16 protein-coding genes are annotated in these 17,483 nt (G+C 37.0%); 11 read left to right on the top strand and 5 right to left on the bottom strand.

Annotated elements, in window-relative coordinates; genetic code table 11:
- Positions 1–139 precede the first annotated feature (139 nt).
- The 8 genes from pyrB to pyrE are packed head-to-tail and all read left to right on the top strand — an operon-like array spanning position 140 to position 9,653.
- Positions 140–1,054, top strand: coding sequence for an aspartate carbamoyltransferase (pyrB, locus tag PSR14_RS20020; protein ID WP_000018849.1), 915 nt, complete (start codon positions 140–142; stop codon positions 1,052–1,054).
- A complete protein-coding gene (gene pyrC / locus PSR14_RS20015) occupies positions 1,038–2,324 on the top strand; it encodes a dihydroorotase (protein ID WP_001108374.1) in 1,287 nt (428 codons plus the stop codon). The genes pyrB and pyrC overlap by 17 nt, the downstream gene beginning before the upstream one ends.
- The gene (locus PSR14_RS20010; RefSeq protein WP_000828682.1) at positions 2,321–3,418 is read left to right on the top strand and encodes a carbamoyl phosphate synthase small subunit; all 1,098 of its coding nucleotides are present in this window, start codon (positions 2,321–2,323) and stop codon (positions 3,416–3,418) included. The genes pyrC and PSR14_RS20010 overlap by 4 nt, the downstream gene beginning before the upstream one ends.
- Positions 3,403–6,621 carry a carbamoyl-phosphate synthase large subunit gene (gene carB / locus PSR14_RS20005; protein WP_001126106.1) on the top strand — a complete coding sequence of 1,073 codons (3,219 nt, stop codon included), beginning with the start codon at positions 3,403–3,405 and terminating at the stop codon, positions 6,619–6,621. The genes PSR14_RS20010 and carB overlap by 16 nt, the downstream gene beginning before the upstream one ends.
- Positions 6,618–7,397 carry a dihydroorotate oxidase B electron transfer subunit gene (gene pyrK / locus PSR14_RS20000; RefSeq protein ID WP_000983352.1) on the top strand — a complete coding sequence of 260 codons (780 nt, stop codon included), beginning with the start codon at positions 6,618–6,620 and terminating at the stop codon, positions 7,395–7,397. The genes carB and pyrK overlap by 4 nt, the downstream gene beginning before the upstream one ends.
- Positions 7,394–8,323: a dihydroorotate oxidase B catalytic subunit gene (pyrD, locus tag PSR14_RS19995; protein ID WP_001081057.1), complete on the top strand. Its 930-nt coding sequence runs from the start codon at positions 7,394–7,396 to the stop codon at positions 8,321–8,323. The genes pyrK and pyrD overlap by 4 nt, the downstream gene beginning before the upstream one ends.
- A complete protein-coding gene (gene pyrF, locus PSR14_RS19990; protein ID WP_000083496.1) occupies positions 8,308–9,024 on the top strand; it encodes an orotidine-5'-phosphate decarboxylase in 717 nt (238 codons plus the stop codon). Before pyrD ends, pyrF begins: the two co-directional genes overlap by 16 nt.
- Positions 9,021–9,653: an orotate phosphoribosyltransferase gene (gene pyrE / locus PSR14_RS19985; RefSeq protein WP_000711449.1), complete on the top strand. Its 633-nt coding sequence runs from the start codon at positions 9,021–9,023 to the stop codon at positions 9,651–9,653. The genes pyrF and pyrE overlap by 4 nt, the downstream gene beginning before the upstream one ends.
- Positions 9,654–9,769: 116 nt before the next feature.
- Here pyrE and PSR14_RS19980 read toward each other — a convergent pair whose 3' ends face one another.
- Complete coding sequence (locus PSR14_RS19980; RefSeq protein WP_001003915.1) at positions 9,770–10,024, bottom strand: YbeF family protein; 255 nt, start codon at positions 10,022–10,024, stop codon at positions 9,770–9,772.
- A 167-nt stretch (positions 10,025–10,191) separates the two neighbouring features.
- Complete coding sequence (locus PSR14_RS19975; protein ID WP_000537898.1) at positions 10,192–11,577, bottom strand: membrane protein; 1,386 nt, start codon at positions 11,575–11,577, stop codon at positions 10,192–10,194.
- Positions 11,578–11,742: 165 nt separating this feature from the next.
- On the opposite strand from PSR14_RS19975, the gene PSR14_RS19970 reads away from it, so the two are divergent.
- The gene (locus PSR14_RS19970; RefSeq protein WP_001226107.1) at positions 11,743–12,108 is read left to right on the top strand and encodes a YoqO family protein; all 366 of its coding nucleotides are present in this window, start codon (positions 11,743–11,745) and stop codon (positions 12,106–12,108) included.
- Between the two features lie 15 nt (positions 12,109–12,123).
- Entirely contained in the window at positions 12,124–12,492 is a 369-nt protein-coding gene (locus PSR14_RS19965) for a YoqO family protein (protein ID WP_001208253.1), read from the top strand.
- Positions 12,493–12,524: 32 nt separating this feature from the next.
- Here the strand turns inward: PSR14_RS19965 and PSR14_RS19960 are convergent, their stop codons facing one another.
- Positions 12,525–13,049, bottom strand: a complete 525-nt coding sequence (locus PSR14_RS19960) for a DinB family protein (RefSeq protein ID WP_098486967.1) — start codon at positions 13,047–13,049, stop codon at positions 12,525–12,527.
- 83 nt (positions 13,050–13,132) lie between these two features.
- Positions 13,133–14,203 carry a Xaa-Pro peptidase family protein gene (locus PSR14_RS19955; RefSeq protein WP_098486968.1) on the bottom strand — a complete coding sequence of 357 codons (1,071 nt, stop codon included), beginning with the start codon at positions 14,201–14,203 and terminating at the stop codon, positions 13,133–13,135.
- A gap of 282 nt (positions 14,204–14,485) precedes the next feature.
- Between PSR14_RS19955 and PSR14_RS19950 the strand changes: the two genes are divergently transcribed.
- Positions 14,486–15,667 (top strand): lysozyme inhibitor LprI family protein, encoded by a 1,182-nt coding sequence (locus PSR14_RS19950; RefSeq protein ID WP_098486969.1) that lies wholly within the window; start codon positions 14,486–14,488, stop codon positions 15,665–15,667.
- A gap of 49 nt (positions 15,668–15,716) precedes the next feature.
- Here PSR14_RS19950 and PSR14_RS19945 read toward each other — a convergent pair whose 3' ends face one another.
- Positions 15,717–17,426 carry an NFACT family protein gene (locus tag PSR14_RS19945; RefSeq protein WP_000863254.1) on the bottom strand — a complete coding sequence of 570 codons (1,710 nt, stop codon included), beginning with the start codon at positions 17,424–17,426 and terminating at the stop codon, positions 15,717–15,719.
- Positions 17,427–17,483 lie beyond the last annotated feature (57 nt).

Raw genomic sequence — 17,483 nt, 5'->3', positions numbered from 1 at the left:
TTTAATTCAGTCCTGTGAGACCGGAAAGGGTGGCTTCTTTCTTGCACCCTAGTCTCACATGACTAGGGTATTTTTATGCAAAGGTTGTTATAAAAATACAAAAGTGGTAACATAAAAATCAGAAAGATGAGGGATGACGATGAGCCATTTGTTAACGATGAGTGAATTATCGGAAGTAGAAATTTCAGAAATCCTAAAAGACGCAGAAGATTTTGCGAATGGAAAAGAGAGCAAAACGACAGAGCAAACTTTTGTTGCAAACTTGTTCTTTGAGAATAGTACGAGAACGAGATTTAGCTTTGAAGTTGCTGAGAAGAGATTAGGACTTGATGTTTTAAACTTTTCAGCGGATGCATCTAGCGTACAAAAAGGAGAAACTTTATACGATACGATAAGAACACTAGAATCAATCGGAACAAAAGCAGTGGTCATCCGCCATGAGCAAGATCGCTACTTCGATGAACTAAAAGATCAGGTGAATATCCCGATCTTAAACGCTGGAGATGGATGTGGAAACCACCCAACGCAGTGCCTACTCGACCTTCTTACAATTAAACAAGAGTTTGGAAGATTTGAAGGTTTGAAGATTGCGATAGTAGGAGATGTTCGTCATAGCCGAGTAGCACGTTCTAATGCAGAAGCATTAACGAAGCTAGGTGCAACAATTTACTTTGCAAGTCCAGAAGAGTGGAAAGATGAAGACAACACATTTGGAACATACAAACCATTAGATGAACTTGTTCCGGAAGTGGATGTAATGATGCTACTTCGTGTACAACATGAGCGTCATGATCATTATGAAACAGACATTATGAAAGAGTATCATGAGAAACACGGATTAACAGTAGAAAGAGAAAAGCGTATGAAAGAAGGAAGCATTATTATGCATCCAGCTCCTGTAAACCGAGATGTTGAAATTGCAAGTGAACTTGTTGAGTGTGAGCGTTCACGCATATTTAAACAAATGGAAAATGGAGTTTACGTAAGAATGGCTGTACTAAAACGCGCCTTACCAAATGTATTAGGAGGAATGAAACATGAATTATTTGTTTAAAAATGGTCGTTATATGAATGAAGAAGGAAAAATCGTAGCAACGGATCTTCTCGTACAAGACGGTAAAATCGCTAAGGTAGCAGAAAATATTACGGCAGATAATGCTGAAGTAATCGATGTGAACGGAAAGTTAATCGCACCTGGATTAGTAGATGTACACGTACACCTTCGTGAACCAGGTGGTGAACATAAAGAAACAATTGAAACAGGTACGCTAGCAGCGGCAAAAGGTGGATTCACAACAATTTGCGCAATGCCAAATACACGCCCAGTACCAGATTGCAGAGAACATATGGAAGACTTACAAAATCGTATTAAAGAAAAAGCACATGTTAACGTACTACCATATGGAGCAATTACAGTACGTCAAGCGGGTTCTGAAATGACAGATTTCGAAACGTTAAAAGAACTTGGAGCATTTGCTTTCACTGATGACGGTGTAGGCGTACAAGATGCTAGCATGATGTTAGCTGCTATGAAACGTGCAGCGAAATTAAATATGGCAGTAGTTGCGCACTGTGAAGAGAATACTCTTATTAATAAAGGTTGTGTACATGAAGGGAAGTTTTCTGAGAAACACGGATTAAACGGTATCCCATCAGTATGTGAATCTGTACATATTGCAAGGGATATACTGCTTGCTGAAGCGGCAGATTGTCACTATCACGTATGTCATGTAAGTACGAAAGGATCTGTACGTGTAATACGTGATGCGAAACGCGCTGGAATTAAAGTAACAGCAGAAGTAACACCCCATCACTTAGTGTTATGTGAAGATGATATCCCATCAGCTGACCCTAACTTTAAAATGAACCCACCGCTTCGTGGAAAAGAGGATCATGCAGCATTAATTGAAGGTTTATTAGATGGAACAATCGATATGATTGCAACTGATCATGCACCGCATACAGCGGAAGAGAAAGCGCAAGGAATTGAAAGAGCACCGTTCGGAATTACTGGTTTTGAAACAGCATTCCCACTTCTATACACAAACCTTGTGAAAAAAGGAATTATTACACTAGAACAGTTAATTCAATTCTTAACAGAAAAGCCAGCTGATACATTCGGCTTAGAAGCAGGTCGCCTGAAAGAAGGTAGAACAGCTGATATTACAATCATTGATTTAGAACAAGAAGAAGAGATTGATCCAACAACATTCTTATCAAAAGGAAAAAACACACCATTCGCAGGTTGGAAATGCCAAGGATGGCCGGTAATGACAATCGTTGGTGGTAAGATCGCATGGCAAAAGGAGAGTGCATTAGTATGAAAAGACAACTTATCTTAGAAGATGGAACAGTATTAATTGGAACAGGTTTCGGAGGAGAAATCGAAAAGTCAGGTGAGGTTGTATTTACAACAGGAATGACTGGATATCAAGAAACATTATCTGATCCATCATATTGCGGTCAAATTGTAACATTCACGTACCCATTAATCGGAAACTACGGCATCAACCGTGACGATTTTGAATCGATTCACCCATCTGTAAATGGTTTAATCGTAAACGAAATTTGTGATCACCCATCAAACTTCCGTAATGAAATTTCGTTAAATGACTACTTAAAAGAAAGAAACATTCCAGGATTAGCAGGAATTGATACGAGAAAATTAACGAGAAAAATTCGTCAATACGGTACATTACGCGGACGCCTTTGTAACATGGATGCAGATGTAGAATACATCGTAAGCCAATTAAAAGCGACAGTATTTACAGACCATGTAAAACGCGTATCAACGAAAGATCCATACCCAAGCCCAGGCCGCGGACATCGTGTTGTATTAGTAGACTTCGGTATGAAACATGGTATTTTAAGAGAATTAAATAAACGTGATTGTGATGTAATTGTAGTTCCTTACAACACGACAGCTGAAGAAATTTTACGCCTTAGCCCAGATGGAATTATGTTAAGTAACGGACCTGGGGATCCAAAAGATGTACCAGAAGCAATTGAAATGTTAAAAGACATTATCGGTAAAGTTCCTTTATTCGGAATTTGCCTAGGACACCAACTATTTGCTTTAGCATCTGGTGCGAATACAAGTAAGTTAAAATTCGGTCACCGTGGTTTAAACCATCCAGTAAAAAATCTTGCAACTGGAAAAGTAGCAATTACATCTCAAAACCATGGTTACGCAGTAGAAGAAGAATCAGTTGAAAATACAGAACTTGAAATTACACATGTTGCTTTAAATGATGGAACAGTAGAAGGTCTTCGTCATAAGAAGTTCCCAGCATTTACAGTTCAATACCATCCAGAAGCTTCAGCAGGACCAGAAGATGCAAATGATTTATTCGAAGATTTCTTAACAATGATTGAAAACTTCAAGAAAGAAGGGGAAGAGTTATGCCAAAACGCCTAGACATTAACACAATTTTAGTAATCGGATCAGGACCAATTGTAATTGGGCAAGCAGCGGAGTTTGACTACTCTGGAACACAAGCTTGTCAATCTCTTAAAGAGGAAGGTTACAAAGTAATCCTTGTTAACTCTAACCCAGCGACAATTATGACAGATACTGCAACTGCAGATAAAGTATACATTGAGCCTTTAACATTAGAATTCGTAAGCCGAATCATTCGTAAAGAACGTCCAGATGCAATCTTACCAACATTAGGCGGTCAAACAGGTTTAAACATGGCTGTTGAACTTGCAAAATCAGGCGTACTTGAAGAGTGCGGAGTTGAAATTTTAGGAACAAAATTATCAGCAATCGAGCAAGCGGAAGATCGTGATTTATTCCGTACATTAATGCAAGATTTAAATGAACCAACACCACCAAGTGAAATTATTCATAACCTTGATGAAGCATATGGCTTTGTAAACGAAATTGGTTATCCAGTAATCGTTCGTCCAGCATTCACATTAGGCGGAACGGGCGGCGGAATTTGTCATAACGAAGAAGAGTTAATTGAAATCGTAACAAGTGGTTTAAAACATAGCCCAGTAACACAATGTTTATTAGAGAAAAGTATTGCTGGCTGTAAAGAAATTGAATATGAAGTAATGCGTGATTCAAATGATAACGCGATTGTAGTATGTAACATGGAAAACATCGATCCAGTTGGTGTTCATACAGGTGATTCTATCGTTGTAGCACCGAGCCAAACGCTAAGCGACCGTGAATACCAAATGTTACGTAACACGTCATTACGAATTATTCGTGCACTAGGAATTGAAGGTGGATGTAACGTTCAGCTTGCACTAGATCCATATAGCTTCCAATACTATGTAATCGAAGTAAATCCACGTGTAAGTCGTTCATCTGCACTAGCGTCTAAAGCAACTGGATATCCAATTGCGAAATTAGCAGCGAAAATTGCAGTCGGCTTAACGTTAGATGAAATCGTAAACCCGGTAACACAAAAAACTTACGCTTGCTTCGAGCCAGCATTAGACTATGTTGTTTCAAAAATTCCACGCTGGCCATTTGATAAGTTTGAATCAGCGAACAGAACACTTGGAACGCAAATGAAAGCAACTGGTGAGGTTATGTCAATCGGACGTAACTTAGAAGAATCATTATTAAAAGCGGTTCGTTCTTTAGAACTTGGTATTTATCACTTAGAATTAGACCACTTAAAAGAACTTGATAAAGAAACAATGAAAAAACGCATTATTAAAGCAGATGATGAGCGACTGTTTATCGTAGCAGAAGCAATTCGTCAAGGTGTAACGAAAGAAGAGATTAACGAATGGTGTGAAATGGACTTCTTCTTCTTACAAAAAGTTGAAAATATCGTAAATATGGAACGCGAAGTAAAAGCGAATGTAGGAAATATGGAAGTACTACAAACTGCAAAAGAAATGGGCTTCAGCGATCACTACATTGCAGCAGCTTGGAACAAAACGGAGCGCGAAATTTACGATATGCGTAAAGAAAATAATATGACGCCGGTATTCAAAATGGTAGATACTTGTGCGGCAGAGTTTGAATCTGCAACACCGTATTACTACAGCACATACGCTGATGAGAACGAATCAATTGTAACAGATCGTAAGAGTGTAGTAGTTCTAGGATCTGGTCCAATCCGCATTGGTCAAGGTGTTGAGTTTGACTATGCAACAGTTCACTCAGTATGGGCAATTAAAGAAGCTGGATATGAAGCAATTATCATTAACAATAACCCAGAAACTGTTTCAACAGACTTCAGTATTTCTGACAAATTATACTTTGAACCATTAACGATTGAAGATGTAATGCACATCATCGATTTAGAAAAACCAGAAGGTGTTATCGTTCAGTTCGGTGGACAAACAGCAATTAACTTAGCGGCAAAATTAGAAGAACATGGTGTGAAGATTTTAGGAACATCACTTGAAGACTTAGACCGTGCAGAAGATCGTGATAAATTCGAAGCTGCTTTAACAAAACTTGGTATCCCACAACCAGTTGGTAAAACAGCAACGACTGTAGAGCAAGCGGTAGCAATCGCAGAAGAAATTGGTTACCCAGTATTAGTAAGACCATCTTACGTACTAGGTGGACGTGCGATGGAAATCGTATATCGTCAAGAAGAACTACTGCACTACATGAAAAATGCAGTTAAAGTTCACGCAGATCACCCAGTATTAATCGACCGTTACATGGTCGGTAAAGAAATTGAAGTAGATGCAATTTCAGACGGTGAGAATGTATTCATTCCAGGTATTATGGAACATATTGAACGCGCTGGAGTTCACTCTGGTGACTCAATTGGAGTATATCCACCACAAAGCTTATCTGAAAAATTAAAAGAACAAATTATTGAACATACAATTGCACTTGGAAAAGGATTAAACATTGTTGGATTACTAAATATCCAGTTTGTCGTATTCGAAGATCAAGTGTACGTAATTGAAGTAAATCCACGTGCGAGCCGTACAGTACCATTCTTAAGTAAAATTACAGGTGTACCAATGGCAAACGTTGCAACGAAAGTTATTCTAGGGCAAGACCTAGTAGAGCAAGGATACGGAACGGGCTATCACCCAGAAGAGAAAGAAGTGTATGTAAAAGCTCCGGTATTCTCATTCGCGAAATTACGCTCAGTGGATACAACATTAGGACCTGAAATGAAATCAACAGGGGAAGTAATGGGTAAAGATTTAACGCTTGAAAAAGCATTATACAAAGGTTTAGTTGCTTCTGGAATTAACATCCCAACGCACGGATCAGTAATCATTACTGTAGCGGATAAAGATAAAGAAGAGGCGATGGAAATTGCAAAACGTTTCCACGAAATCGGCTATAACTTATTAGCAACAGCTGGAACAGCAAAATCGTTAACAGAGCAAAATATCCCAGTACAAGTTGTAAACAAAATTGATTCTGAAGACTACAACTTACTAGATATTATCCGCCAAGGAAAAGCACAGTTTGTAATCAATACATTAACAAAAGGCAAACAACCAGCGCGTGATGGTTTCCGCATTCGCCGTGAATCAGTAGAAAATGGTGTAGCTTGCTTAACATCACTTGATACAACGAGAGCAATCTTACGAGTATTAGAATCTATGACATTCTCAGCTCATTCAATGAAAGAAATTACGCAAACAAAGCGTCACGAGGTGGTACATGCATGATGCAAAAGCAAAATATGATCGTCGTTAATCAAAAAGAAATCGCAAAGAACATTTACGAATTAGTGCTTCAAGGAACTTTAGTACAGCAAATGAACGAACCAGGGCAGTTTGTACACATTAAGGTAGCAGAGGGCATTGCGCCCCTTCTGCGCCGCCCAATTAGTATTTGTAATGTAGATCAAGAGAAGAACGAATTTACAATGCTATATCGTGCGGAAGGACAAGGGACAAAAACATTAGCAACTAAAAAACAAGGTGAAATGGTAGACGTACTAGGACCATTAGGGCACGGTTTTCCTGTAGAAGAAGCAGAAGCTGGTCAAACAGCTTTACTAGTAGGTGGGGGGATTGGTGTACCACCACTTTATGAATTATCACAGCGCCTCGTTGCAAAAGGTGTACGCGTAATTCACATCTTAGGTTTTCAAACGAAAGATGTTGTTTTCTATGAAGAAAAATTTGCAGAACTTGGTGATACGTATGTTGCGACAGTAGACGGTACACACGGTACAAAAGGATTTGTCACAGATGTAATTGATCATTACGGAATTGACTTTGATATTCTTTATTCATGTGGTCCGTTAGCGATGCTTCGTGCATTAGAAGGACGTTACAAAGAGAAAAAAGCCTATATTTCATTAGAAGAACGTATGGGCTGTGGTATTGGAGCTTGTTTCGCATGTGTATGCCACTTACAAGAAGATCCAAGTGGACATTCTTACAAGAAGGTGTGTAGCGACGGACCAGTATTTCCAATCGGGGAGGTTGTACTATGAACAGATTGCAAGTTGAATTACCAGGATTATCATTAAAAAATCCAATTATACCGGCATCTGGATGCTTTGGATTTGGTCGTGAATATGCACAGTTTTACGATTTAAGTGTACTAGGATCAATCATGATTAAAGCGACGACAGAACAACCACGCTATGGAAATCCTACGCCTCGTGTTGCTGAAACACCGGGTGGCATGTTAAATGCAATTGGACTTCAAAACCCAGGATTAGAAAAAGTAATGAATTCTGAATTACCATGGTTAGAACAATTTGACCTTCCAATCATTGCAAACGTTGCAGGTTCACAAGCTGAGGATTACGTGGCGGTTGCAAAGGAAATTTCTAAAGCGCCTAATGTCCATGCGCTAGAATTAAACATTTCTTGTCCAAACGTAAAAACAGGTGGTATCGCCTTTGGTACAAATCCTGAAATTGCTGCTGATTTAACGAAGCGAGTAAAAGAGGTTTCTGAAGTACCTGTATATGTGAAGTTGTCACCGAACGTGGCAAACATTGTGGAAATTGCAAAAGCGATTGAAAATGCAGGTGCAGATGGTTTAACGATGATTAATACATTGCTTGGTATGCGTCTAGATTTAAAAACAGCTAAACCAATTTTAGCAAACCGTACAGGCGGATTATCAGGTCCTGCGATTAAGCCAGTAGCAATTCGTATGGTACATGAAGTAAGCCAAGCGGTTAACATTCCAATTATCGGAATGGGTGGTATTGAAACAGCGGAAGATGTAATTGAATTCTTCTACGCTGGCGCAAGCGCAGTTGCAGTAGGTACAGCGAACTTTATCGATCCGTTCGTATGTCCGACAATTATTGAAGAGTTACCAGCATTACTAGATGAATTAGGATTTGATCACATTTCGGAATGTCAAGGAAGGAGCTGGAAGCAAACATGTCACAGTCGTTAATCGTTGCACTAGATTTTCCGGGGAAACAAGATGTAGAACAATTCTTGCGCCACTTTGAAGGGGAAGAGTTATTTGTCAAAGTTGGTATGGAGTTATTTTACAAAGAAGGCCCTGCGATTATTACGTACTTAAAAGAAAAAGGGCATAAGATCTTTCTAGATTTAAAACTTCATGATATTCCAAATACGGTAAAAAGCGCTATGCGTAGCCTAGCTAGTCTAGATGTTGATATGGTAAATGTTCATGCTGCTGGGGGAAGCAGCATGATGAAAGCTGCAATTGAGGGATTAGAGGAAGGTAAGCAAGAAGGAAAAGAGAGACCGATTTGTATTGCAGTTACACAACTAACAAGCACTTCGGAAGCTATGATGAAAAAAGAGATCGGCATTGAGAAAACGTTAGAAGAAGCGGTTGCTCATTATGCAAAATTAACGAAAGAAAGTGGACTGGATGGCGTTGTTTGTTCAACGCTTGAAGTTCCAAAATTACGTGAAGTATGCGGAAATGAATTTGTAACAGTAACACCGGGGATTCGTCTTGCAAGCGATGATGTAAATGACCAGGTGCGCGTAGCAACACCGAAACGTGCGAGGGAACTTGGCTCAAGCTATATCGTAGTTGGACGTAGTATTACAAAAGCAGAAAATCCGCTTGAAGCGTATAAAACAGTAAAACAACAGTGGGAAGGTGTAACAGTATGAAAAAAGAAATCGCATCGCATTTATTAGAAATTGGAGCAGTATTTTTACAACCGAATGATCCATTCACATGGTCTTCAGGTATGAAATCACCAATTTATTGTGATAACCGTTTAACTTTATCTTATCCGAAAGTACGTCAAGCGATTGCAGCTGGATTAGAAGAGTTAATTAAAGAGCACTTCCCAACTGTAGAAGTTATTGCAGGAACAGCAACTGCTGGTATTGCGCACGCGGCATGGGTAAGTGATCGTATGGATTTACCAATGTGCTACGTACGTAGTAAAGCAAAAGGTCACGGTAAAGGGAATCAAATCGAAGGAAAAGCTGAAAAAGGTCAAAAAGTTGTAGTAGTAGAAGACTTAATTTCAACTGGCGGCAGTGCAATTACATGTGTAGAAGCACTTCGCGAAGCTGGCTGTGAAGTATTAGGAATCGTATCAATCTTCACATACGAGCTAGAAGCAGGAAAAGAAAAGTTAGAAGCAGCGAACGTAGCATCATATTCTTTAAGTGATTACAGTGCATTAACTGAAGTTGCAGCAGAAAAAGGTATGATCGGACAAGCTGAAACGAAAAAATTACAAGAGTGGCGTAAAAATCCAGCTAACGAAGCTTGGATCACAGCGTAACACGAAAAAAGACGACTGCGGGGGAACGCGGTCGTTTTTTTTATATTATTGTTAAAACTTCATGTGAAGTTCCATCAATATCAAAGAAAATCATATTCCTGTCTCCTTGCTAACAACTATTTAGCGTTTTCAGCAACCTCATATCCTTTCACAAACAATAGCGTCATATAAGAAACAATAAATGAGAAGATGCTGTACATGCCAACCCAAAAGAAAAATTTTGGAGTAAAGGCGATAACACCTATTATTAAAAAACTAGCAAACGTTACAATCGGCATTACGTAATACGTTTTCGTTTTGCGTGTTCCAATAACAGATACGATAAAGATAAATAACGGACAAATTAATAAGACGAAAATCAATTCATTCATAGGTATGTCCCCTTTTCTAATTGCAGTAATCTGTTTCTTATAAACGTTTTGAAATAATTACTCTCCTAATATAATTTCGCTAAGTAATAACGAATCCCTTTTAAAAACTGATAATTCATGATGAATTTTACAAGCAAAAAACGTAAGCAAGAGAACACTTGCTTACGCTATAGAATAAACATCGCAACGATCGTGGTGACAATTAAGCCAATCATAACTGGTAAAAAGTTTCGACGTGCAAGTTCAAATGGATCGACTTTACAAATCGCAGCGGCAGGAATAAGTGCCCAAGGAATCAACGTCCCGCCCCCGGTCCATATAGCTGCAATTTGCCCGAGTGCTGTTAATGTAGCTGTTCCATGGCCAAGTGCTGTTCCGAAAAGATTGGCAATGGAACCAGCAAGTGATATACCTGAAAAACCTGATCCATCTAAGCCGGTAATGACACCAACGATAGTTAATGTCCCTGCCGATACATATTGATTTAAAGGAACAGTTTGAGATAAAGCGATGCCTAAGTCGTTAATGATTCCGTGTGAACCTTTCGGTAAATAGTCCCCGATAATTTTCACAAAGCCACTATCTCCTAAATAAAAGAGTGCAGCGATAGGAATAACTGGTCCGAAAATTTTAAAGCCAAATTGGAGCCCTTCTATAAAGTAATCGGTCGTTTTATTCAGTCCATTACCTTTGTAGGCGATGAGAGAAATGATGATAATCATAATAACAGTTGTTCCGCCGATAAGTGCAGTTGCGTCGCTTCCTTGTAGTTTAAATTGAATCATGCAAAGGATATCAATGGCATATACGATCGGAATACAAATAGCGAGCCATTTTTTTGTCCGAGTAGATAATGAAGTGAGCGTTTTAGAAGACGCAGTTGATGAAATAGACTCTTGTATAGATAAGCCTGTATGAAATTCTTTTCGTAAGAAGAAAAAAGCGACGGAAGTTGTCACAATGCCCATAACGATAACGAGTGGAACACTTGCAGAAACAACGCTAGAAACAGGAAGACCAGCAGCGTCTGCGGTTAATTTTGGTGCGCCTTGTATAACGAAGTCGCCGGATAAAGCAATCCCATGACCGAACAAATTCATAGCAATCGCGACTCCAATTGGAGGAAGACCGACGCGTACAGCAACTGGTAATAAAATAGCTCCCATTAAGGCAACAGCTGGAGAAGGCCAAAAGAAGAAAGAAATTGTCATCATCAAAAGACCGATAATCCAGTAGGCGAGGGTAGGGGTACGAATCATCTTTGTAAATGGTGAAATCATTGTATCATTTATGCCAGTATGAACGAGTAAATTGCTCATGGATACGATAATGGAAATGATTAATATAGTTGGTAATAGCTCAGTAATAGCGTAAATAAAACTTTGAAAAATGCCGCTAACGGCAAGAGGGATAGAACTTGTAGCAGTTAATGCTAATAAAAAGATGAAAACGATACAAATAATCGTCGTATCCTTTCGGAAAATAAAAAAGGTAATAATGGTGAGTAAACAAATAACATAGAGAGCGTGTAATAGCGTTAATTCAACTCCCATAACATTCACATCCTTTAGGCATTCGTGTAGTTTATTGTATGAAAGTAGGGAAAGTATGTGAGTATAGGAAACCGAAAAACCAAAATTTCATGTACCGTAGTGGTAAGGTTGAAAAATGGATGTTAAAATACAATTAATCCTAAAAATGGAATTAAAGGAGGGCTTATGCGCAAAATAATTGGGTTTTGGGGCTTTATTCTCTCTTGTAGTCTATTAATCATTTTAAATTTGTTTACAAGCAATGAATGGATCAGTATTATACCTGTTTTTGGGTTTGTACTTATACTTTTATATAACTGGGATGATATGAAACAATATAGCAAGAAAAGTATTGGAATTATGATAGGTATCATCGTTGTTTGTTCATTATTCGTAGGAGTTATTTTAATAGAGGGTCAGAAACAAATGGAGAAAATGTCTATTTTTCAAGAATGGATGTCGTCTGCAAAAAGTCTTTATATTGTAATTGTAGTAGTTATTTTTCTAAGAATTGTTATAAGCATAGCAAGTTACATATTAAAGGAGAAGTAGAATGGGGGAGTACGAATGAGAGAGAAAATAGGTTATTATGGTGTGCTCGTTTGTTTACTATTATCAGTTATTTCAGGGCAATTTTTTAAAAGTGAATGGGTACCAGTTATATTATGTATAGGAGTATTGATTTTTGCTCCTATGTATCGCTGGGATGAGTGGAAAGCATATAGCCGAAAAAAGAAAATTGTATTCAGTATTGAGTTTGTCATGATAATTAGTACGATTCCGTTTTTGTTACTGAAGGGAAATGAGATAATAGATGGAATTGTAATGTTTCAAGGGTGGTTATTTATTGCGAAATTGCTATATTTAATTTGCATTTTAATGTTGGTAGCGGTAGTCACTAAAACAGTAAATGAAAAGCTATTCGTTAATGAATAGAAGAAAGTGCCACCTTATCTGGTGGCACTTCCTTACTTTATTGAATGAGCTTTTTGCATCTTCTTAATTAAACGAATTTGTCCGCGATGATTGATTTCATCTTCAAATACGTGAAACCACTTAAAATAGTTATTTGCTTGTTTGTCATACCAAAAGTCTGTCGTTTTAAACAGCCATTCATCAGGTAACGATTGGAATGTTTCAATTGTTTTGGAACGTACTTCTTGTAATGTATCAATATAAAATTCTATAGATTTTCCTTTTATTTCCTCACGTCCAAGAGCTTCTAACTCGAGGCCAGGTAACCATCTTTCTAGTTCGGCCTCCGTTGGTTCGCGGTCTTCAAAAGTATGAATCTGGTAGTAAAATTCAACAGCAGCCATGTGATATAATAGCATGCCGATTGAATTTGCTTCCTCATCATATAAATAATCAAGTTCTTCCATTGTTAAATCTTCCACTACTTGCATTGTTGTATAGCGAGCGTAATTCATCATGGAAACTAATTTGGAAAATTCAGGATGTAAACCGTCTATTTTATCGATTACAAAGTTCAATTACAATTCCCCCTTTTTAAATGAATACTCCAGAGAGGGAATTCTATGTGTAGAGAAAAAATCAAGTTGAAAATTTCAAAATATTAACAAGGGATTATAATTAGTTCTCTATTTGATTTTGTAATAACTTCATATCCGTCTTTTGTAATGACAATATCATCTTCAATTCTACAACCGCCCCAGTTCGGTATGTAAATACCTGGTTCAACTGTAACGACCATACCCTCTTCTAAAGTAGCCTTACTTTCTTGGGATAGGCGGAGAGGTTCGTGAATTTCTAATCCAAGACCATGACCAGTAGAATGTCCAAAATATTGACCGTATCCATGTTCAGTAATGTAGTTTCTCGTTATATCATCGATACGTTTTGCAGTTTCTCCAGGTTTAATCGCTTCAGTCCCGCGTTTTAATGCTTCAAGTACAATATTGTATATCTTTTTGAATTCTTCTGATGGTTCCCCGATTACTACAGTACGTGTTATATCGGAACAATATCCGTCGTAAAGTGCACCGAAATCTAATGTAACGATGTCGCCTCGTTCAATTATTTTATTTGATGCAACTCCATGTGGAAGGGAAGAACGAACACCAGAAGCTACAATAATTTGAAATGATGAAGATGCAGCACCTTTTTTTCGCATGAAAAACTCTAATTCATCTCGTACAGTATTTTCACTTATTCCTGGTTTTAGAAACGTAAGAATGTGGTGAAATGCTTCGTCCGCAATATTAGCTGCAATTTTCATTATTTCTATTTCAGGCGTGTCTTTAATGATACGAATATTTTCGATAATTTCGCACACTTGAATCATTTCCGCCTGTACGTACTTTTGCAAGTTTTTATATTGTTGCAATGTCATGTTGTTTTCTTCAATTCCGAGTTTTTGAATGTTTAATTTTGATACTTGATTTGCAACTTCTTCCTCTAAATTTCCTTTATGCATAATAATTTCAGCATCTTTTATTTGTGATTTTGCTTGATCTACATAGCGGAAATCTGTTATAAAAACAGCTTGATCGGCAGAGATTAAGACGGCGCCAGCACTACCTGTAAAGCCTGTTGCATATTGGCGGTTTTCTTTTTTTGTAATAAGTAACCCGTCAATTCCGTACTTATGTAGTTGTTTTTGGATATTAGTTATTCTTATATTCATTTTAATGCCTCCTTTTTATATTTAATAAAGCAAAACTTGTGCCAATATACTTATTGACAATAAAAGAGAAGCGGGAGTTTTGTGTCAAAAAAACTAGACAAATATAAAATGAGGATGTCAAAAATTTATACAGTAATGTAAACTTGCATATTATAATCTTTCAATTCTAATATTATATTTTTTGTATAAATAAATGGTGATAATTGGTATAATAAGAGGTCGTTATGTTTTCTTGTAGATAAAGGTGCGTAACGAATAAATAGGAATAAGGAATGTGAGTATATGAAGAAATTAAGTAAAGTCATGTCATTTTGCTTCGCTGCTAGTATGCTAGTTGTAACAGGGTGTGAAAAAAGTGAAATCAAAGTTCAAGCAAATGAAACGATTGAACAGCTTGATGAAGCCCCAGAAGTGACAGAAAAAGAAGCGAAAAAGATTGTAAGAAAGAGTGTAGATGCAATAGCAAATGCATTTAGTGAGATGGAAAAAGAAAATGGATGGAGTCGAAATAATCCAGGAGATTTGGCGACAGCGAAAAAAGGAGTTAAGGGATTGGTTACAGAAAAATTTGTAGAGAACCAGCTTCCTAATTCGCTTGAAACATTTAATAGATCTAGAGAGACAGATATGTTGCCATTCCCTATTAATATTGAACCAGAAATGAGATTAACGTATACACAGAAAGATAAAAATTTAACGATTGAAACGATTATACCTTCAAATGATATGGGAAATGAAGCAGAGATATGGGAATTTATTTTCGTTTATAAAGATGGAAAATGGTTAATGGATAAATGGTCATCGCATACACCGAGAGATTTAAAACTTACGAAGGAAGAAGTTAGTGAGTTTCTGAAAATTCGAGGCTTTAAGAATGTCGATTTTGTTAAAGAGGAGAACAGTGGTGACAAAAAATATATTTTTAAAGAAAATGCTAGATTAATTGCTGTAGATGCAAAAACATCGGTTATTACATATGATTTAGATGAGCAAAAGCAGGAAAAAGAAACGAAAGAAAATAATAGTCAAGAACACGAAAACATTAAGGAAAATAGCATGAGTACGCATGCTATTTCTAAAGAAGAGAAGCAGACTAAAAAAGAAACTTCGTCAGCAGTAGGTAAAACTAAAGTTTTAAATGAGTTAGCGGCTCTAGAAAACCAAGAAAAACATACAAATGTCATGTCAACAAATGACATAGTAAATGAAATAGAAGGAAATTATGAACTGTGGGATAATAAACTAAATGAAATTTACAGTACATTAAAAAATACGATGTCCCCTGATGCATTTCAGTCATTAAAAACGAAACAAATTGCGTGGGTTAAAGAAAAGGAAAGTAAGGTTAAAGCAATTGGTACTGATACAAATAACGGGACGATGAGACGTATAGATGCTTCAGAAGAGAAATACAAGATGACAAAAGAAAGATGTTATGAATTAGTGAATGGGTATATGAACTAGTTGGAACGAATAAAAAAATGCGCTGCTTATAAGCAACGCATTTTTTTATTTAAGCTTTTAATTTCATTACAGTATCAGCATCGGGTGTTACATAAACAGTTTGCTGATTGTCGTACGTAACAAAACCAAGTTTTGCACCACTCGGTTTTTTCACATGGCGTATTTTGGTGAAATCAACAGGTACAGAACTAGACTCTTTTGCTTTACTGTAATAAGCAGCAATTTTGGCAGCTTCTAGTAAAGTTTCTTCAGCAGGTTCTAAAGAACGAATGACAACGTGAGAACCAGGTATATCTTTCGTATGTAACCAAATTTCATCACGACGGGCAAATTTCGTTGTTAAATAATCATTTTGTTTATTGTTTTTACCGACGAAAATCTCTGTGCCATCACTTGCTACATATTTATCTAATACTGGTTTAGTAGGCTTTTTCTTTCCGTTTTTCGTTTTACGATTGCGCATATAACCTTCTTCAGCTAATTCCTCACGAATTTCTTCAATATCTTTTGAAGAAGCAGCTTCCATTTGTTGAAGTAAGCTATCAAAATAAAGAATTTCTTCCTTTGTTTTTTCGATTTGTTCTTCTACAACAACAACGGAATTTTTCGCTTTTTGGTACTTTTGGAAATAGCGTTGTGCATTTTCAGATGGCGTTTTTAAAGGATCTAATGCGATCTTTACAGTTCCGCCATTTTCATCATAATAGTTAACGACTTCAATATCTTTATCGCCTTTTTTCAAAGCGTACATATTGGCTGTAAGTAGTTCTCCAAATAGTTGATATTTATCTGCTTTTCCAGCATCTTGTAATGTTTTTTCTAGTTTAATGAGTTTTTTCTCATTTTTATTTTTTTCGTTTTGCATAAAGCGCTCTAAATCATGAGCTTGTTGTTTTACACGGTCACGCTCTGCTTTTCCAAAAAAGAAACGGTCTAGCAATTCACTAACAGATGAGAATGTCTTGTCTTCTCCAGCTAAGTGCGCAAGAGGGAAAAGATAAAAGAATTCTTTCCCATTTGAAGTAGTCATTGTTGGTGAATATGTATGAGTTAATAATGGTTTTTGTATGGAGAAAAATGCGTCAGCTAATGCTTTTTCATTTACCATACCTGCTTTTTTCACTACTTCTTTTGCGAATAACGGTGATATTCCGGTAAAGGTTCCGACTAGCTGTTTATCCATGTTTCCAGATAGAAAGTCCAGCGGTCTAATAAATTCATCATTTGTTTCGATCTGAAGTGGGTTAATTTTATGTTGTGCTGGTGGTGCAATATATTCAGCTCCAGCGTATACAGTTCGATGTCGGTTTACTGCTAAGGAAACGTGTTTTAAGCTATCTAAAATATTGTTTGTTTTTGTGTCTACTAAAATGATGTTACTATGTCGTCCCATAATTTCAATTACTAATGTTTTTAGCGATTCATCACCAATTTCATTTCTGCTACGAACGGTAATTTGAATAATACGCTCTAAATCAATTTGTTCAATTTTTTCAATGAATCCACCTTCTAAATGCTTACGAAGAAGCATACAGAACATTGGCGGAAGTGCAGGTGAATCATAATTTTGATTTGTTAAGTGTAAACGTGCATATGTCGGATGAGCGGAAAGAATCAGTTTTTGATTTTTTCCGTTTGCTCGAATATGTAATAAAATCTCGTATTTTGAAGGTTGATATATTTTTGAAATTCTTCCCGTGTAAAGAGAATTTGCAATTTCATGTGTAATCGCTCTTGTAAATAATCCATCGAATGCCATAAATGAACACTCCTTTCTAACTAAAAGTTAATTATAGCATTTTTTTGGACGAGGCTG

The organism is Bacillus sp. A01H (assembly GCF_045277205.1).
In the GTDB taxonomy this organism is placed as follows: Bacteria; Bacillota; Bacilli; order Bacillales; family Bacillaceae_G; genus Bacillus_A; species Bacillus_A paranthracis.
The sequence above is the reverse complement of the archived record's forward strand: the minus strand, read 5'-3'. Positions and strand labels throughout refer to the sequence as shown.